Annotated in this window: 16 protein-coding genes and 1 pseudogene; 2 read left to right on the forward strand and 15 right to left on the reverse strand. The window is 69.8% G+C overall.

What is annotated here, in order from left to right:
• The 3 genes and pseudogenes from A5673_RS30180 to A5673_RS22465 form a co-directional block, all read right to left on the reverse strand.
• A partial coding sequence (locus A5673_RS30180) for an acyl carrier protein (RefSeq protein WP_231971428.1) occupies positions 1–407 on the reverse strand: 407 nt, incomplete at its 3' end.
• 108 nt (positions 408–515) lie between these two features.
• Positions 516–2243 (reverse strand): annotated as a pseudogene (locus A5673_RS22460) (AMP-binding protein); the annotation flags it as partial.
• A gap of 237 nt (positions 2244–2480) precedes the next feature.
• A complete protein-coding gene (locus A5673_RS22465; protein WP_068237700.1) occupies positions 2481–2726 on the reverse strand; it encodes a hypothetical protein in 246 nt (81 codons plus the stop codon).
• A gap of 128 nt (positions 2727–2854) precedes the next feature.
• Between A5673_RS22465 and A5673_RS22470 the strand changes: the two genes are divergently transcribed.
• Positions 2855–3625, forward strand: a complete 771-nt coding sequence (locus A5673_RS22470; RefSeq protein ID WP_068237703.1) for an enoyl-CoA hydratase — start codon at positions 2855–2857, stop codon at positions 3623–3625.
• Between the two features lie 97 nt (positions 3626–3722).
• Here the strand turns inward: A5673_RS22470 and A5673_RS28630 are convergent, their stop codons facing one another.
• The 12 genes from A5673_RS28630 to A5673_RS22525 all read right to left on the reverse strand — a co-directional run bounded on the left by A5673_RS28630 (position 3723) and on the right by A5673_RS22525 (position 16770).
• Positions 3723–4100: a DUF4189 domain-containing protein gene (locus A5673_RS28630; protein ID WP_082958896.1), complete on the reverse strand. Its 378-nt coding sequence runs from the start codon at positions 4098–4100 to the stop codon at positions 3723–3725.
• Between the two features lie 152 nt (positions 4101–4252).
• Complete coding sequence (locus A5673_RS22475) at positions 4253–5392, reverse strand: dihydrolipoamide acetyltransferase family protein (RefSeq protein WP_068237706.1); 1140 nt, start codon at positions 5390–5392, stop codon at positions 4253–4255.
• Complete coding sequence (gene bkdB / locus A5673_RS22480) at positions 5389–6420, reverse strand: 3-methyl-2-oxobutanoate dehydrogenase subunit beta (protein WP_068237709.1); 1032 nt, start codon at positions 6418–6420, stop codon at positions 5389–5391. Before bkdB ends, A5673_RS22475 begins: the two co-directional genes overlap by 4 nt.
• Positions 6417–7508 carry a pyruvate dehydrogenase (acetyl-transferring) E1 component subunit alpha gene (pdhA, locus tag A5673_RS22485; RefSeq protein ID WP_068237711.1) on the reverse strand — a complete coding sequence of 364 codons (1092 nt, stop codon included), beginning with the start codon at positions 7506–7508 and terminating at the stop codon, positions 6417–6419. The genes bkdB and pdhA overlap by 4 nt, the downstream gene beginning before the upstream one ends.
• A gap of 130 nt (positions 7509–7638) precedes the next feature.
• Positions 7639–8460: a CoA ester lyase gene (locus A5673_RS22490; RefSeq protein WP_068237714.1), complete on the reverse strand. Its 822-nt coding sequence runs from the start codon at positions 8458–8460 to the stop codon at positions 7639–7641.
• On the reverse strand, positions 8460–8963 hold the full coding sequence (locus A5673_RS22495; RefSeq protein WP_156748498.1) for a MaoC/PaaZ C-terminal domain-containing protein: 504 nt from the start codon (positions 8961–8963) through the stop codon (positions 8460–8462). The genes A5673_RS22490 and A5673_RS22495 overlap by 1 nt, the downstream gene beginning before the upstream one ends.
• Entirely contained in the window at positions 8945–10111 is a 1167-nt protein-coding gene (locus A5673_RS22500; protein ID WP_068237720.1) for an acyl-CoA dehydrogenase family protein, read from the reverse strand. Before A5673_RS22500 ends, A5673_RS22495 begins: the two co-directional genes overlap by 19 nt.
• Positions 10108–12090 carry an acetyl/propionyl/methylcrotonyl-CoA carboxylase subunit alpha gene (locus tag A5673_RS22505; protein ID WP_068237723.1) on the reverse strand — a complete coding sequence of 661 codons (1983 nt, stop codon included), beginning with the start codon at positions 12088–12090 and terminating at the stop codon, positions 10108–10110. Before A5673_RS22505 ends, A5673_RS22500 begins: the two co-directional genes overlap by 4 nt.
• Positions 12091–12094: 4 nt before the next feature.
• A complete protein-coding gene (locus A5673_RS22510) occupies positions 12095–13681 on the reverse strand; it encodes a carboxyl transferase domain-containing protein (protein ID WP_068237727.1) in 1587 nt (528 codons plus the stop codon).
• Positions 13678–14322 carry a CoA transferase subunit B gene (locus tag A5673_RS22515; RefSeq protein WP_068237730.1) on the reverse strand — a complete coding sequence of 215 codons (645 nt, stop codon included), beginning with the start codon at positions 14320–14322 and terminating at the stop codon, positions 13678–13680. The genes A5673_RS22510 and A5673_RS22515 overlap by 4 nt, the downstream gene beginning before the upstream one ends.
• Positions 14319–15062 (reverse strand): CoA transferase subunit A, encoded by a 744-nt coding sequence (locus A5673_RS22520; protein WP_068237732.1) that lies wholly within the window; start codon positions 15060–15062, stop codon positions 14319–14321. The genes A5673_RS22515 and A5673_RS22520 overlap by 4 nt, the downstream gene beginning before the upstream one ends.
• A 91-nt stretch (positions 15063–15153) precedes the next feature.
• Positions 15154–16770, reverse strand: coding sequence for an AMP-binding protein (locus tag A5673_RS22525; RefSeq protein ID WP_068237735.1), 1617 nt, complete (start codon positions 16768–16770; stop codon positions 15154–15156).
• Positions 16771–16863: 93 nt separating this feature from the next.
• On the opposite strand from A5673_RS22525, the gene A5673_RS22530 reads away from it, so the two are divergent.
• The gene (locus tag A5673_RS22530; protein ID WP_068237738.1) at positions 16864–17505 is read left to right on the forward strand and encodes a TetR/AcrR family transcriptional regulator; all 642 of its coding nucleotides are present in this window, start codon (positions 16864–16866) and stop codon (positions 17503–17505) included.
• Positions 17506–17520: the final 15 nt, after the last annotated feature.

Genomic DNA, 17520 nt, shown 5'->3' on the forward strand with positions numbered 1-17520 from the left:
GCCAGGTTCCAGCCCCGGTCGGCCGGAAACTCCCCCAGCGCGTCGACGCCGCCGGCCACCAGATCCCACAGCGCCGCCGGCGATTCCACGCCGCCGGGGAAGCGACAAGCCATGCCCACCACCGCAATCGGCTCGTCCGCTTCCGCCCGCGACCCCACCTGCGGAGCCGCCGCGACGGCTCCGCTCAGCAACAGGCCCAGGTGCGTGGCCAACTCGTCGGGGGTGGGGTAGTCGAAGGCCAGGGTGGCCGGCAGTTCGAGCCTGGTTTCGGTCTTGAGCCGGTCGAGCAACTCGGTCGCCTTCACCGAATCGAACCCCAGGTCCTGGAACGGGCACTCGGGGTCGATGTCCTGGGGGCTGGCGTTGCCCAACACCGAAGCCACCTGCGAGCACACCACGCCTACCACCAGGTCGTGCTGCTGCCGGCTCAGCGTGCGCAGCCGTTGCGTCCAATCCGAGTCGGGCTGGGCGCCGGTTTCCTCGGCGACACGCGGTTCCGGCCGGCGGGCCGGCTCGTCCCACCGGGTGAACTCGTTGCGCAGGTAGCGCTGCAGGGAATCGCGCCGCCTGACCTTGCCGCTGGTGGTGAGGGGAATCGAATGGGGCGGCACCAGAACGAGATCCGCCACGCTCAGTTCATGCGCCCTCGATATCGCAGCGGTGATCTCGCGCCTGACGGCGCGCAGCTTTTCCGCGGCCTCTTCGGGATCGCCACCCGCCTTGTATTCGACGATGGTGACCAGCTTTTCGACGCCGTCGTCGTCCGGAACCGCTATCGCCACGACGCGGCCCGCGGTGATTTCCTGGATCGTCGCCTCGATGTCGTCGGGGGCGTGGTTGCGCCCGTAGACGATCAGGAGGTCCTTGATGCGGCCGACGATGAACATCTCGTCGTCGGAGAAGAAGCCGAGGTCTCCGGTTCTCAGCCACGGCGCTTCGGGAGTGCCGGCCGACGGATTGACAAGCGTTGCGCCGAAGGTGCGTTCGCTCTCTTGCGGCTTCTGCCAGTAGCCGGAACAGACGTTGTCGCCGTGCACCCAGATCTCGCCGACCGTTCCCGCCGGGCACTCGATGCTGGTCTCGGGGTCGACAATGCGCACTGTCTGCGTGTTCGGCATGCCGTAGCTGACCAGCGGTATGCCTTCTCCGCTTGCGCACCGCCGCGCGTCGCCGGCGGTCAGCTTTTCGGATTCGAAGAACACGGTCGACGGTGGCAGACCGGTGTCCAGTGTGGCGACCATGAGCGTGGCTTCGGCGAGGCCGTAGGAGGGCCGCAACGCCTCGGGGCGAAGGTTGAAGCGGGCGAACCGCTCGGCGAAGCGCCGCAGCGTCGGCGGGTTGACGCGTTCGGCGCCATTGAGGATGTTGCGCACGCCGCCGAGGTCGAGCCCGGCCAGGTCGTCATCCAACGTTTTCCGCGCGGCCAATTCGAATGCGATGTTCGGCCCGGCCGAAAACGCGTGCGGGTTGCTGGCCAGCAACTGCATCCAGCGCGCCGGTCGCTGCAGGAACGCCGGCGGGCTGGTGAGCACGGTGCGGAACCCCGCCATGATCGGGAAGCAAATGCTCAGGACCAGGCCCATGTCGTGGAAGAACGGCAGCCACGACACCACCGTGGTGTCCGGTGGAGCGATCCCGTCCACGTAGTAGGACGCCATGATTTGTTGGCAGTTGACCTGAATGTTCTTGTGCGAGACCACGACTCCCGCCGGCGTGCGGGTCGAACCGGAGGTGTACTGCAAATGCGCGACGCTCGGCAGATTCTCGGGGTCGGCGGCGGGGCCAGGGTCCGAGTCCAGGTCCAGCAGATCGACCTCGACGAGCGATGGCGCGCGCTCGCCGGGCCTCGACTGGATGTACTCGGCGATGTCGCCCGCGACGGGGGAGGTCGTGAGGATGGACGACGGCGACGCGTCCAGCAGGACCGAGCTGACGCGTTCGTCGCCGGCGCCCCGCAACGGCAGCGGCAGCGGGACCGCGATCTGACCGGCCTGCAGCGCGCCCAGGAACGCGAGCAGGTATTCGAGCCCCTGCGGCGCCAAGATCACAGCCCGGTCGCCGTTCGACCCGCAAGCTTTGAGCTCCCGCGCGACGTTCAGCGTTCGCCGGTATAGCTGTGACCACGTCAGGCTTTCCGCCACGCCCGCCGGGTCCTGCTCGTAATCGACGTAGGTGAACGCCGTCTCATCGGGCCGCAGCAGGGCCCGCTCGCGCAGCACAGCGGGGATCGAAGTCTCGAGCACGGCTTGACGATACCGAGGAACGGACAGGGCGTCGCCGAAACCGGCGATTGGCCGCGACCCGGTGGTAATCAGACGCGTGTCGGACAGGCCCGCTCGGGGCGAAATGGCTTGCGTCGCAGGACTATTCAGCGCGGTCCGCGAACCGCCTTGGCGGCCATGGACACTGGAAACAAGCGTTCCCAGATTTCTTCCAGGTCGGGTTGGGTAAATACGTTTGCCCAGGTAGTCGCGTCGCGGTCACGATGCCTGCGCGTACTGCCAGACCACCCCCTCGCCGTCGGCGCCCGGGTTGCACCACATGGTGCGCCCGGCCGCGTCGCGGGTGGTGGCGTTGCGCACCGAGCAGGGGTGACCCGCGGACGGGACGTTGAGGTAGGCGACACCCATCCCGAGCGCGACGAGCACGGCGGTAACGGACGACACCATCGCCAGCCGGAGGAATCCGAGTTTCCTGTTCGCCTTCTTGTCCGCCGCGGTGCGCATGGGCTGCTCCTCGTTCAGATGCCGGATCGGTGGTTCGACTCGAGCATCGGCGGGCGGGCTTGCGAGATTCTCCAGGGATTCTTGGCGGGCGTTTGCGCTGGTGGGGGTGCCCCGTACCTTAGATATCCATGACCCGCCCCGATCTCGTCCTGTTCAGCGTCGACGCTCACGTCGCGCTCATCACCGTCAACGACCCCGACCGGCGCAACGCCCTCACCGATGAGATGTCGGCGCTGCTGCGATCCGCGGTGGAGCGGGCCGAAGCCGACCCCGACGTGCACGCCGTCGTGGTCACGGGCGCGGGCAAGGCGTTTTGCGCCGGCGCCGACCTCAGCGCCCTGGGCGCCGCCGGCGGCGGGGCGGCGGAGTCGGGGCTACAAAGGCTCTACGACGGCTTCATGGCCGTCGGCGACTGCCGGCTGCCCACGATCGCCGCGGTCAACGGCGCGGCGGTCGGCGCGGGCCTGAACCTGGCGTTGGCCGCCGACGTGCGCATCGCCGGGCCCGGCGCGCTGTTCGACGCCCGGTTCCAGAAGCTGGGTCTGCACCCCGGCGGGGGCGCCACGTGGATGCTGCAGCGCGCGGTCGGCCCGCAGGTGGCGCGCGCGGCGTTGCTGTTCGGGATGCGCTTCGACGCGGAAGCCGCGGTGCGGCACGGCCTGGCGCTCAGCGTCGCCGACGACCCGGTCGCCGCCGCGCTGGCGCTGGCCGCGGGCCCCGCCGCGGCTCCCCGTGAGGTGGTGCTGGCGACCAAGGCGACGATGCGCGCCACCATCAACCCGGGATCGCTGGACAGCGAGCAGCACCACCTCGCCATGCGAACCGAGCTCGGGCCGCAGGCGTCGTCCATCCAATCACCGGAATTCGCAAGCAGATTGGCCGCGGCGCGGCGCAAGTAGGCCCGTGCGCGACACATAAACTACGCATACGACACGCCGACGAGCGTCGCACGGGCTGATGTCTCGGTGCGGCGAAACACCCGCTGCCGGTCCCCCGCTAGCCCGTGGGGTCTCCCAAGCAGTGGGTGTGGTCTTTTTGGACCGTTCCGCCGTTAGCGGTAGCCAGCGCGGCCGCCTCCGCATCGTCGCGTGTTGCACCCCAGCCCCCGTAGTACTTGGTGTTCGCAGCATTCATGGCTATAGCGACGCACCCACCCTGCCCGCTGGCCAGAAGACGACAATCGCTGATTGTCTTGCGACACGCCGACATCACGGTCTGAATGGCCTCAGATTGGTTTTTTCCTCCGGCGGTGAACCTGATCTGCCCGGTGGAATCCGAGATCGCCATCGCAATCCACGGGTCGTCGGCATGAGCGAACGGCGCTGCAGCGAATGCCACGCCGATCGCGATCGCTACTGCCGCTGGTTTCTTCATGACGCTGTCCCGCCCTCTTCCTGTGCGCTGCGTCGTAGTGGCGCAGGTAAACGCAAGGAGACGATTCTCCCCCGTCGGCGACTCCGGCGCGACATCAACCGGGCGCCCGTCCGCGTTGACGTGCGCGTTTGCCGCGAGGAGCCAGGGACCCGCTACAGGTCCAGCAGGGCGGTCTCGGGCGACTCGATCAGATCCCTCAGCTCGCAGAGGAACCGAGCCACCTGGGCGCCGTCGGCCACGCGGTGGTCGAACACGCACGTCAGCGCCATCGTCGGACGCACAACGATCTCGCCGCCGACGACCACCGGGCGCGGCCTGATCGCGCCCATGCCCAGGATCGCGGCTTCGGGGTGGTTGATCACCGGCACGCCGTCGTCGACGCCGAGCGCCCCGAAGTTCGACACGGTGAAGGTGGAGCCCGTCAGTTCGGTGGGCGTCAAAATGCCCTCGCGGGCACCTTTGATCAATTCGGCCGTCCGGGCGGCCAACTCGCGCGTGGTCATCGTCTGCGCGTCGGCGATCACCGGCACCAGCAGTCCCCGGTCGGTGGCCACACCGAATCCCACCTGCACGCCCCGATGAATGTGCACCTGGGGGCCTTCGGGCGAATCGACCCATGTCGAGTTGAGAATCGTGTTGTGGCGCAGGGCGATAACGAGCAGCCGAAGCGTCAGCACGAACGGCGAAATCTCAGGGTCCGGGGAACGGTCGCTCAGTCGCAGCAGCGCGGTGCAATCCACGTCCACGCCGGCCTTCGCGGCCGGGATCTCCCGGTGGGACAGCGCCATCTTCTCCGCCATCCTGGCGTGCACCCCGCGGACCGGCCGAACATCATCCGCCGTGGCGTGAGCGGCCGCCAGCACGTCCGCGCGGGTGATCACCCGATCCCCGCTGCGAGGCAACGCGGCGAGGTCGACCGCAAGCTCCTTGGCCAGCTTGCGCACCGGCGGGGCGGCGCGCGGCCGGCCGGTCCGCCGGCTGGCGTCGATGCCCGCGTCGGCGCCGTAGCCGACCAGCGTGGGCACCGCGCCCTGGCCGGGCGCGGTGTCGATGCGGACCAGCACGGCGCCGACCTTGAGCACATCGCCCTCGGCGCCGTTGGTTTCGACGATCCGCCCGGCGTACGGGCTCGGAATCTCCACCTCCGCCTTGGCGGTCTCCACCGAACACAACACCTGGTTGAGCTCGACGTCGGCGCCGGCCTCGACGTACCAGCACGTCACCGTCACCTCTTCGAGCCCCTCGCCGAGGTCGGGAACCCGGAACGCGATCACCCGGTCGTCGGTGCTCATGGCATGCCCAGCGCGCGCTCGACGCAGTCCAGCAGCCGATCAGGCCCCGGCAACCACAACCCCTCCAACCGCGCCGGCGGGTAGGGCGTGTCAAAACCGCAGGCGCGCAACACCGGTGCCTCCAACTCGTAGAACATCTCCTCCTGGATGCGCGCGGCCAGGCCGGCCCCGTAGCCGAGGCTGCGCGGCCCCTCGTGCAGCACCACGCAGCGCCCGGTCCGATGGATCGAGGCGGCGACGGTGTCGAAGTCCAGCGGCACCAGCGACCGCAGGTCGATGACCTCCAAACTCCAATCACGCTGCCGCTGCGCCTCTTCCGCGGTGGCGACGGCGGTGTTCACCAGGCTGCCGTACGTCACGACGGTGACGTCGCGGCCGGGCCGGCGCACCACGGCCTGTCCGATGGGCGGCTCGGGCCGGGTGGTGTCGACCTCGCCGCGTCCCTGGTAGCGCCGCTTCGGCTCCAGGTACATCACCGGGTCGGGGCAGGCGATCGAGTGGCGTAGCAGCCAGTAGGCGTCGGACGGGCTGGACGGCACCACCACTTTCAAACCGGCCGTGTGGGCCCAGTAGGACTCGGTGGAGTCCGAATGATGTTCGGCCGCACCGATTCCCCCGAACGACGGGATCCGGACGGTGACCGGCATGTTGATCTCGCCGCGGGTGCGGGTGCGGTACTTCGCCAGATGGCTGACCACCTGATCGAAGGCCGGGTAGGAAAATCCGTCGAACTGGATCTCGGGCACCGGCACGAAGCCGCGCAGGGCCAGGCCGACCGCGATGCCGACGATGGCGGATTCGGCCAGCGGCGTGTCGAAACATCGCGCCTCGCCGAACGTTTCGGCCAGGCCCTCGGTGACCCGGAACACCCCGCCCTCGACCGAGACGTCCTCGCCGAACACCAGGACGCGGTCGTCGGCGGCCATCGCGTCGTGCAGCGCGCGGTTGAGCGCCTGCACCATGGTCAGCGGCTGCGCGGCGGGCGCGTCCCGGGTGGGGGCGGCCGGGCGGTCTTCGAGCTGGGTCATTCGAGCCGCCCCAGCTCGGCCAGCAGTTGCCGGCGCTGCGCCTGCAACCCCGGGGTGATCTCGGCGTACACGGTGGTGAACACCTCGTCGACGTCGAAGTCGGGCGCGTCGAAGACCGCGTCGCGCAATTCGGCCCGCATCCGCTTGGCGCGCGCGGCGATCCGCTCCTCCAGGCGGTCCGACCACAGGCCCTGACCCCGCAGGTAGGCGCGGTAGCGCGGGATCGGGTCCAGCGCCGCCCATCGGTCCACTTCGTCCTGCGTGCGGTAGCGGCTCGGATCGTCGGAGGTGGTGTGCGGGCCGAGCCGGTAGGTGACCGCCTCGATCAACGTCGGCCCGCCGCCGGAGCGGGCGCGGGCGGCGGCCTCGGCCGTCACCGCGTAGCAGGCCAGCACGTCGTTGCCGTCCACCCGGATGCCGGGCATCCCGTAGCCAATTGCCTTGTGCGCGAGCGAAGGTGCTGCGGTCTGTTTGGACACCGGCACCGAGATCGCCCATTGGTTGTTCTGCACATAGAACACGCAGGGCGCGCCGAACACGGCCGCGAAGTTCAGCGCCTCGTGCACGTCGCCCTCGCTGGTGGCGCCGTCGCCGAGGAAGGCCACCGTCACCGAATCCTCGCCCAGGCGTTGCGCGGCCATCGCCGCGCCGACGGCGTGCAGGGTCTGGGTGCCGATCGGAATCGACATCGGCGCGCAGCACTTCTTGGTGAAGTCCAGCCCGCCGTGCCACGTCCCGCGCCACGCCGCGCCGACGTGTCCGGGCGGGATGCCGCGGACCAGATACGCGCCGAGCTCGCGGTATTGGGGAAACAGCCAGTCCGTCTTGCGCAGGCAGGCGGCGGCCCCGACCTGCGCGGCTTCCTGCCCGCGGCAGGACGCGAACAGCGCCAATTGCCCCTGCCGCTTGAGGTTGACGAACTCGGTGTCCAGCTCGCGGGTGACCACCATCATCTCGTAGAGCCAGCACAGGGTCTCCGGCGGAAGGCCGCGGCCGTAACGGCTTTCGGGCGTCGGCGTGCCGTCGGCGGCGACGAGTTGCACCGGGTCGAGGTCGACGGTCATCGGCGTCTGAGACACATCCGCCATACCGCCTCCTTGGCGATCGCCAGAGCTACACGAAAGTCTCCATTCGACGCGAGACTGGCGTATCTCCCATTATGCGCCCGAATACGAAGACGCCGCGTTGATCACGGTCGGGGCGCAAACGTGTCGCGCCCTAGCCGGACGCGGGCTCCCCCGCCCGCCGCAACAACATCGCGGCGTGCTTGAGCACCGGCGAATCGACCATCTGTCCCTCGAACGCGAAGACCCCGCGTTCCGAGCGCGCCGCCGCCAACACCCGGCGCGCCCAGTCCAGCTTTTCCTCGGTGGGGCGATAGGCCTCGCGCACGACCGGGACCTGGCTCGGGTGGATGCACACGGTCCCGTCGAACCCGATGGCGACGGCGTCGTCGGCCTCGGCCCGCAGGCCCTCGATGTCGCGGATGTCCAGGTGCACGGCGTCGAGCGCGATCCGCTCGAAGGCCGCCGCCGCGAGCAGGGTCGACGACCGGACGTGGCGGGCGACGTCGCGATAGGTGCCGTCGGCCAGCCGGCTCGAGCTGCCGCCGAGCGTGGCGACCAGGTCCTCGGCGCCCCACATCAGGGCGGCGGTGCCCTCGGCCGCGGCGATCTCCGCGACGAAAACCGCGCCGCGCGGGGTTTCGATCAGCGCGACGACGTCGCGCGGCGCCAGGGCGGTCACCTGCGCGGCCGATTCGGTCTTGGAGAGCATCACCGTCGTGTAAGCGGTCTCGGCCAGGGCGTCCAGGTCGCGGGCGTGCTCGGCGGTGTCCGCCGCGTTGATCCGCACCACCGTCCGCTCGGGGTCCAGCGGGGTCTCCCGCAGCGCCTTGCGGGCGGCGGGTTTGTCCGCCTCGGCCACGCCGTCCTCGAGGTCGAGGATCACCACGTCGGCAGCCGCGGCGGCCTTGGCGAAACGCTCGGGGCGGTCGGCCGGGCAGAACAGCCAGCCGGGCCCCACGCTACGCAGATCCATCAGGACTCCTCCGCGGGCCGCTTCCGCACCAGCGTGGTCCGCACCGCGCGCGCCACCACGTCGCCGTGCTGGTTGCGGCCGGTGTGCTCGAGGGTGACGATGCCTTCGCCGGGGCGGCTCTTCGACTCGCGCTTGTCGGTGCACACGGTCTCGGCGTAGAGGGTGTCGCCGTGGAAGACGGGCTTGGGGAACGACACCTCGGAGAAGCCGAGGTTGGCGACGATGGTGCCCAGCGTCAGCTGCGCCACCGACAGCCCAACCAGCGTGGAGAGGGTGAACATCGAGTTCACCAGCCGCTCGCCACGAAAGCCTGGCTGCTCGGCGGCCCAGGCCGCGTCGAGGTGCAGCGACTGGGTGTTCATCGTCAGCGTGGTGAACAAGACGTTGTCGGCCTCGGTGACGGTGCGGCCAGGCCGGTGCAGATAGGTCGTGCCGACCTCGAACTCCTCAAACCACAAGCCCCGCTGGATGATCGACTTGTCCGTCACGACAGCCCCAGCGATCGCGCGATGAGCATCAACTGCACCTCCGTGGTCCCTTCCCCGATCTCCAGGATCTTGCTGTCGCGGTAGTGGCGCGCCACCGGGTACTCGTTCATGAAGCCGTAGCCGCCGTGAACCTGGGTGGCGTCGCGGGCGTTGTCCATCGCGGCCTCGGACGAGATCATCTTGGCGATCGCGGCCTCCTTCTTGAAGGGCTTGCCGGCCAACATCTTCGCGGCGGCCTCGTAATACGCGGTACGCGCGACGTGGGCGCGGGCCTCCATCCGGGCGATCTTGAAGCTGATCGCCTGGTACGAGCCGATCGGCTGGCCGAACGACTGGCGTTCCTTTGCGTACTTGACGCTTTCGTCGACGCAGCCCTGCGCCGCCCCGGTCGCCAGCGCGGCGATCGCGATGCGGCCCTCGTCCAGGATGGACAGGAAGTTCGCGTAGCCGGTGCCGCGGGCGCCCAGCAGGTTCTCCTCCGGCACGCGGGCGTCGGCGAAGGTCAGCGGGTGGGTGTCCGACGCGTTCCAGCCGACCTTGTTGTAGACCGGTTCGACGGTGAAACCCGGTGTGCCGCTGGGCACGATGATCGTCGAGATCTCCTTCTTGTCGCCCGCGAGGGTTCCGGTGACGGCGGTGACGGTGACCAGCGAGGTGATGTCGGTACCGGAGTTGGTGATGAATTGCTTGGTGCCGTTGATCACCCACTCGCCGTCGTCGAGCCGCGCGGTGGTGCGGGTGGCGCCCGCGTCGGAGCCGGCGCCCGGTTCGGTGAGCCCGAAGCCGGCCAGCGCCCGGCCGGCCACGAGGTCCGGCAGCCACTTCTGTTTCTGCTCCTCGGTGCCGAACCGGTAGATCGGCATCGCGCCGAGGCCGACGCCGGCCTCCAGCGTGATGGCCACCGACTGGTCGACCTTGCCGAGCTCCTCGAGCGCCAGCGCCAGCGCGAAGTAGTCGCCGCCCATCCCGCCGTACTCCTCCGGGAAAGGCAAGCCGAACAGGCCCATCTCGGCCATCTTGGCGACCACCTCGTACGGGAAGCTGTGCTCCTCATCGTGTTTGGCCGACACGGGTGCGACGACGGTGCGTGCGAAGTCCGCCACCGTGTCGCGAAGATCCTCGTATTCCTTGGGCAACGTGCCCGCGGTCATAAATGTCGTCATTCCTCGTCCTTGCTCTCTTCACTCAGCCGGGCCAGCACCTGGTCCACCGTCACTTGATCGCCGACGGAGACCAGCACCTCCACCCGCCCCGAAACCGGCGCGGCCAGCGAATGTTCCATCTTCATCGCCTCGACGACCACCACCACGTCGCCCTCGGAGACCTCGGCGCCGGATTCGGCCTGCACCGCGATCACGTTGCCGGGCATCGGGCTGACGACCTCGGCCTGGCGTGCGCCGGTCCCCCGGTGGATCTTGTGTTCCTCGGCCTCGCGCAGGTGCCAGGTCCCCCGCTCGTCGGCGATCCACAGGTGCCGGTCGGCCTCGGCCCACCAGTATTCGCGGCGCCGCCCGTCCAACGTCACGCCGATCCGCGGGCCGTCGAGTTCGACACGGGCGGAGCCGATCTCACCGTCGCCGACCTGTACCGTGGCGGCGTCGGGCGGGCCCCACACCGATACCGTCTCGCTGCGCAGCGGGGTCTGCATGTCGGTGCGCACCGGGGCCGCGCCGCCGCCGACCCGCCATCCCGTCGGCGCCGCCCACGGGTTGCCCCGCGCCTGGAAAGTTAACGCCCACTGACGGAACAACCCACCGGCGGCCAGCACGTCGTCGGGCGGCGGGGCCGGCGCGAAGTCCGCCAGCCGCTCGTCCAGCAGCGCGGTGTCCAGGTCGCCGGCGCGCACCCGCTCGTCGGCGAGCAGGAACCGCAGGAATTCGACGTTGGTCTGCAGGCCCAGGATCACCGTATGCGCCAGCGCCCGATCGAGTTTCGCGAGCGCCCCGTCGCGATCGTCCGCGTGGGCGATCACCTTGCTCAGCATCGGGTCGTAGTCGCTGCCGACCAGCGTGCCGGTCAGCAGCGACGAGTCCACCCGCACGCCGGCGCCGGACGGCTCGGACACCCGCAGCACCCGGCCGCCGGTGGGCAGGAACCCGCGCGCCGGGTCCTCGGCGTAGACGCGGGCCTCGATCGCATGCCCGCGCAATTCAATGTCGCCCTGGGCGAATCCGAGCTTCTCGGCGGCCGCGACCCGCAGCTGCCACTCGACCAGGTCCAGGCCGGTGACCGCCTCGGTGACCGGGTGTTCCACCTGTAGGCGGGTGTTCATCTCCATGAAGAAGAATTCGTCGGGACGAGCCGCGGAGACGATGAATTCCACCGTGCCGGCGCCGACATAGTCGACGCTGCGGGCGGTGTTGCAGGCCGCGGCTCCGATCCGGGCGCGGGTCTCGGCGTCGAGGAGCGGCGAGGGCGCCTCCTCGATGACTTTCTGGTGGCGCCGCTGCAGGCTGCACTCGCGCTCGCCCAGGTGCACCACGTTGCCGTGCGCGTCGGCGAGCACCTGCACCTCGATGTGCCTGGGCCGCAACACGAACCGCTCCAGGAACAGCGTGTCGTCGCCGAACGAGGAGCCGGCCTCGCGCCGGGCGCTCACCAGCGCCTCGCGCAGCCGCGCCGGGTCGTCGACCAGCCGCATGCCCTTTCCGCCGCCGCCGGCCGACGGCTTGATCAACACCGGGTAGCCGACCTCCTCGGCCGCCGCGACGAGATCGTCGTCGCTCAGCCCGGGCCTGGCCACACCCGGCACCACCGGCACGTCGAAGGCGGCGACCGCGTTCTTCGCGGTGATCTTGTCGCCCATCACCTCGATCGCCCGCGCCGGCGGTCCCAGGAACACCACCCCGGCGCGTTCGCAGGCCGCGGCGAAATGCGCGTTCTCCGAGAGGAATCCGTAGCCCGGGTGGATCGCCTGGGATCCGGTGCGTGTCGCGGCGTCGATCACCTTGTCGATGTCGAGGTAGCTTTCGCGCGCCGCCGCGGGTCCGAGGCGCACGGCCGTGTCGGCCTCGAGCATATGGCGCGCGGTGGCGTCGGGGTCGCTGTAGACGGCGACCGAGCGGATGCCCAGCCGGCGCAGGGTGCGGATCACCCGCACGGCGATCTCGCCGCGGTTGGCCACTAATACCGTGTCGAACATCGCGTCACATCCGGAATACGCCGTAGGAGACCGGTTCCAGCGGCGCGTGGGCGCACGCCGAAAGGGCAAGCCCCAGAATCGTTCTGGTATCGGCCGGGTCGATGATGCCGTCGTCCCAGAGGCGCGCCGTGGAGTAGTACGGGTTGCCCTGGTCCTCATACTGCGCCCGGATGGGCGCCTTGAACGCCTCCTCCTCGTCGGCCGACCACGGCTTGCCGGCCGCGCTAAGCTGCTCGCCGCGCACCGTCGCCAGCACCGACGCGGCCTGCTCGCCCCCCATCACCGAGATCCGGGCGTTGGGCCACATCCACAGGAAGCGCGGCGAATACGCCCGCCCGCACATCGAATAGTTGCCCGCGCCATAGGATCCGCCGATCACGACGGTCAGCTTGGGCACCCGCGCGCAGGCCACCGCGGTGACCATCTTCGCGCCGTGCTTGGCGATGCCGCCGGCCTCGTAGTCGCGGCCGACCATGAACCCGGCAATGTTCTGCAAGAACAGCAGCGGGATCTTGCGCTTGTCGCACAGCTCGATGAAATGCGCGCCCTTCAAGGCGGATTCGCTGAACAGCACGCCGTTGTTGGCGACGATGCCGACGGGATGGCCGTGGATGCGCGCGAAGGCGGTCACCAGCGTCTTGCCGTAGTTGGCCTTGAATTCGCTGAATTCGCTGCCGTCGACCAGCCGCAGGATGACCTCGTGCACGTCGTAGGGCACGCGCGGGTCCGGCGGCACCACATCGTAGAGCCCGGACTGCGCGTGCTTGGGCTCGATCGAGGGCTGCACCTCCCATTGGGCGGGCTCGCGGGGGCCGAAGGTGGCCGCGATCGAGCGGACGATGCGCAGCGCGTGCTCGTCGTCGTCGGCGAGGTGGTCGGTGACCCCGGACACCCGCGAATGCAGGTCGCCGCCGCCGAGCTCCTCGGCCGAGACGATCTCGCCGGTGGCGGCTTTCACCAGCGGCGGCCCGCCCAGAAAGATGGTGCCCTGCTCGCGGACGATGACGGCCTCGTCGCTCATCGCCGGCACGTAGGCGCCGCCGGCCGTGCACGAACCGAGCACGGCGGCCACCTGCGGGATTTCCTGGGCGCTCATGGTCGCCTGGTTGTAGAAGATGCGCCCGAAGTGCTCGCGGTCGGGGAAGACCTCGTCCTGGCGCGGCAGGAACGCGCCGCCGGAGTCGACCAGGTAGATGCACGGCAGCCGATTCTGCAGCGCCACCTCCTGGGCGCGCAGGTGCTTCTTGACCGTCATCGGGTAGTAGGTGCCGCCCTTGACGGTCGCGTCGTTGGCGACGATCACGCACTCGCGCCCCGACACCCGGCCGATCCCGGTGATGATCCCGGCGCCCGGGGACTCGTCGTCGTACATGCCGTTGGCGGCCAGCGGGGCCAGCTCCAAAAACGGGCTGCCCGGGTCGAGCAGGCGGTCCACCCGCTCGCGGGGCAGCAGCTTGCCGCGGCTGACGTGGCGTTCCCGCGCGCGCTCGTTGCCGCCCAACGCCGCGGCCGCCAGCTTGGCGTTCAACTCGGCGACCAGGCGGCGGTGCTCGTCGGCGAACGACGGCGCGGTCTTGACGGCGGTGCTCATGGGTGCCTCCCGGTCAGCGCAAGGGGCGGTTCGGTTTTGGCCAGCACCTCGTCGACGGAGACCTCGGGGGCGGTCTCGACGAGGCGCAGGCCGTCGTCGCACACGTCGATGACGGCGAGGTCGGTGATGATGCGGTCGACGCAGCCCACGCCGGTCAGCGGAAGGGTGCACCGCTCAACGACTTTCGGCGTGCCGTCCCGCGCGGTGTGCTCCATCATCACGATCACCTTACGGGCGCCGTGCACCAGGTCCATCGCGCCGCCCATGCCCTTGACCAGCTTTCCCGGGATCATCCAGTTGGCGAGGTCGCCGGTGGCCGAAACCTGCATGGCCCCGAGCACCGCGACGTCGAGGTGCCCGCCGCGAATGATCCCGAACGAGGTTGAGGAGGCGAAGAACGCCGCGCCGGGCAGCGTCGTGACGGTCTCCTTGCCCGCGTTGATCAGGTCCGCGTCGACGTCCTCGGCCCGCGGATACGGGCCGACACCGAGGATCCCGTTTTCCGAGTGGATGACGACGGTGACGCCGTCGGGGATGTGGTTGGGGATCAGCGTGGGCATGCCGATGCCGAGGTTGACGTATTGGCCGTCCTCGAATTCGGCGGCCACCCGGGCGGCCAGGCCCTCCCTCGTCCAGCTCACCGGACCGTCACCTTCTCGATCGGCTTGTCGGGGTCGGGCACGTGGACGACCCGGTGCACGAAGACGCCCGGGGTGTGCACCGCGGCGGGGTCGATCTCGCCGGGCTCGACGAGGTGTTCGACCTCGGCGATGGTGATCCTGCCGGCCGTGGCGCAGTCGGGATTGAAGTTGGCGGCGGCCGCCCGGTAGACGAGGTTGCCGTGCCGGTCGCCCTTCCAGGCGTGCACCAGCGCGAAGTCGGTCCGGATCGCGCGCTCGAGAACGTAGGTGACGCCGTCGAACTCGCGCGTCTCCTTCGGGGGCGAGAGCACCGCCACCGCGCCGGAGGAGTCGTAGCGCCACGGCAGGCCGCCGTCGGCGACCGGGGTGCCGACCCCCGCGGGCGTGTAGAACGCCGGGATGCCCGCGCCACCGGCGCGCAGCCGCTCCGCCAGCGTGCCCTGCGGGGTGAGCTCCACCTCGATCTCACCGGCGAGGATCTGGCGGGCGAACTCCTTGTTGTCACCGACATAGGAGGCGACGGCCCGGCGAATCCGCTTGTGGTGCAACAGCGCTTCCAGCCCGACGCCGTAGCCGCCGCAGTTGTTGGACACCGTCTCGAGATCGCGGACGCCGCTGTCGACCAGCGCCGCGATCAGCGCCTCGGGGATGCCGCAAAACCCGAATCCCCCGACCGCCAGCGACGAGCCGTCGGTTATGTCGGCGACCGCCTCGGCGGCCGTCGCCACCACCTTGTCCATCGCCGCCGCAGCCTCCGGTTCAGTTAATCACCATTAACTCAGGCGAGAGTACCATCGCCCGCACCCCGGAGTCCAGGGCGGCCGGCGGCGCTCAGTCCTGGTCACGCAGGTACTCGACCGCTTGCTCGCGCATCTCGGCTTTGCGGACCTTGCCGGTGACCGTCATCGGGAATTCGTCGACGATCCGCAGGTAGCGCGGGACCTTGAAGTGCGCGATCCGCCCGGCGCAGAACGCCCGCAGGCCCTCGATGGTCAGCGCCGCCCCGTCGCGCAGCATGACCACCGCCATGACCTCCTCGCCGTAGCGCGCGTCGGGCACCCCGATCACGTGGGCGTCGACGATGTCGGGATGGGTGTGCAGGAACTCCTCGATCTCGCGCGGGGAGACGTTCTCGCCGCCGCGGACGATCAGGTCCTTGATCCGGCCGGTGATCTGCACGTACCCGCACTCGTCCATGACGGCCAGGTCGCCGGTGTGCATCCAGCCGTCGGCGTCGATGACCTCGGCCGTCCGCTCGGGGTCGTTCCAGTAGCCGGCCATCACCGAATAGCCCCGCGTGCAGAACTCGCCGGCCACCCCGCGCGGCACGGTCCGGTCGCCGGCCGGCTCCACCACCTTGACCTCGAGATGCGGGCCCACCCGGCCGACGGTGCCGACGCGCCGTTCGAGCGGATCGTCGGTGCGCGTCTGGGTCGACACCGGGCTCGTTTCGGTCATGCCGTAGCAGATCGAGACCCCGGGCATGTGCATGCGTTCGATCACCTTGCGCATCACCTCGACCGGGCACGGCGAGCCGGCCATGATGCCGGTGCGCAGGCTCCCCAGGTCGTAGTCGTCGAAGTCGGGCACGGCGAGTTCGGCGATGAACATGGTTGGGACGCCGTAGAGGCTGGTGCACCGCTCGGCCTGCACGGCGCGCAGGGTGGCGGCGGGATCGAAGCCGGGCGACGGGATCACCACGCAGGCGCCGTGGCTGGTGGCCGCCAGGTTGCCCATCACCATCCCGAAGCAGTGATAGAAGGGCACCGGGATGCAGATCCGGTCGCGCGGGGTGTACTCGAGCAGCTCACCCACCAGGTAGCCGTTGTTGAGAATGTTGCGATGGCTCAGCGTCGCCGCCTTCGGGTAACCCGTTGTGCCCGACGTGTATTGAATGTTGACGGGATCTTTCCGGTCGAGCCCCGCCGCGAGCTCGGCCAGCGCGGCGGCGTCGGCCTCGGCGCCGGCCAGCTCCTCCCAGCGCTCGCCGTCCAGGAGCACCATGTCGCCCAGCCCGGGGCAGCGCGGGGCCACCTCGTCCAGCAGGGCGACGTAGTCCGTGTCCTTGAACTGCCGGGCCGCGATCACCATCGCGACACCGGACTGGGTGAGCGCGTATTCCAATTCGCGCGCCCGGTAGGCGGGGTTGAGGGTCACCAGGATGGCGCCGATTTCGGCGGTCGCGTACTGGATGAGCACCCACTCCCACCGGTTGGGGGCCCAGATGCCAACCCGATCTCCCCTCCCGATCCCGGCTCGCACCAACCCGGTCGCCAGCCGCCGCACGTCGGCCAGCAGTTCCGCGTAGCTCCAGCGTCGCCCCGCGGCGACGTCGACGAGCGCGTCGCGCTGCGCGTGCTGCGCGGCGGTGGCCGCCAGGTTGGCCCCGATCGTCGTTTCGAGCAGCGCAGGCTCGCTCGGGCCCCGTTCATACGACAGGTTTGCCACGGCGCCTCCGGCTGGTTCGCCTATCAACCTAAACCACCAACCACCCGTGCTAAGTTAGTGACGATTAACCGAACGGGCGAGACGGAGGCGGTCATGACCACGTCCGCGCCGCAGCCCGACCCGCCGAATCGCCGCAGCCGGCTGAAATCCGACCGGCGCCTGCAACTCCTGTCGGCCGCCGAGCGCCTGTTCGCCGAGCGCGGTTTCCTCGCGGTGCGCCTGGAAGACATCGGCGCCGCGGCGGGTGTCAGCGGCCCGGCGATCTATCGCCACTTCCCCAACAAGGAGTCGATGCTGGTCGAGTTGCTCGTCGGGATCAGCACCCGGCTGCTCGCCGGCGCCCGGAACGCGCGGGCCCGCAACGCCGACGCGGCCGCCGCGCTGGACGAGCTGGTCGACTTCCACCTCGACTTCGCGCTGGGCGAACCCGACCTGATCCGCATCCAGGACCGCGACCTGGCGCACCTGCCCGAGTCCGCCGAGAAGCAGGTGCGCAAGGCGCAGCGCCAATACGTCGAGGTCTGGGTGGGTGTGCTGCGCGAGCTCAATCCGAAGCTGGCCGAGGCCGACGCCCGGCTGACGGCCCACGCGATCTTCGGGCTGCTCAACTCGACCCCGCACAGCATGAAGCCCCTCGACGGTTCGCGCGCCAAGCCCGCCGGGGCGGCGCGATCGCGTGCCGTCATGCGGGCGATGACGGTTGCCGCGCTCGAAGCCGGCAATCAGTGCCCCTGAGTCGTGGCCCGTCGG

Source organism: Mycobacterium sp. E3198, assembly GCF_001667015.1.
In the GTDB taxonomy this organism is placed as follows: Bacteria; Actinomycetota; Actinomycetes; order Mycobacteriales; family Mycobacteriaceae; genus Mycobacterium.

What these genes read in the sequence shown, in the direction of transcription:
- A5673_RS22465 (WP_068237700.1), bottom strand. Translation starts at nt 2,726, where the DNA reads ATGCGCACCGCGGCGGACAAGAAGGCGAACAGGAAACTCGGATTCCTC.
- A5673_RS22470 (WP_068237703.1), top strand. Translation starts at nt 2,855, where the DNA reads ATGACCCGCCCCGATCTCGTCCTGTTCAGCGTCGACGCTCACGTCGCG.
- A5673_RS28630 (WP_082958896.1), bottom strand. Translation starts at nt 4,100, where the DNA reads ATGAAGAAACCAGCGGCAGTAGCGATCGCGATCGGCGTGGCATTCGCT.
- A5673_RS22475 (WP_068237706.1), bottom strand. Translation starts at nt 5,392, where the DNA reads ATGAGCACCGACGACCGGGTGATCGCGTTCCGGGTTCCCGACCTCGGC.
- bkdB (WP_068237709.1), bottom strand. Translation starts at nt 6,420, where the DNA reads ATGACCCAGCTCGAAGACCGCCCGGCCGCCCCCACCCGGGACGCGCCC.
- pdhA (WP_068237711.1), bottom strand. Translation starts at nt 7,508, where the DNA reads ATGGCGGATGTGTCTCAGACGCCGATGACCGTCGACCTCGACCCGGTG.
- A5673_RS22490 (WP_068237714.1), bottom strand. Translation starts at nt 8,460, where the DNA reads ATGGATCTGCGTAGCGTGGGGCCCGGCTGGCTGTTCTGCCCGGCCGAC.
- A5673_RS22500 (WP_068237720.1), bottom strand. Translation starts at nt 10,111, where the DNA reads ATGACGACATTTATGACCGCGGGCACGTTGCCCAAGGAATACGAGGAT.
- A5673_RS22505 (WP_068237723.1), bottom strand. Translation starts at nt 12,090, where the DNA reads ATGTTCGACACGGTATTAGTGGCCAACCGCGGCGAGATCGCCGTGCGG.
- A5673_RS22510 (WP_068237727.1), bottom strand. Translation starts at nt 13,681, where the DNA reads ATGAGCACCGCCGTCAAGACCGCGCCGTCGTTCGCCGACGAGCACCGC.
- A5673_RS22520 (WP_068237732.1), bottom strand. Translation starts at nt 15,062, where the DNA reads ATGGACAAGGTGGTGGCGACGGCCGCCGAGGCGGTCGCCGACATAACC.
- A5673_RS22530 (WP_068237738.1), top strand. Translation starts at nt 16,864, where the DNA reads ATGACCACGTCCGCGCCGCAGCCCGACCCGCCGAATCGCCGCAGCCGG.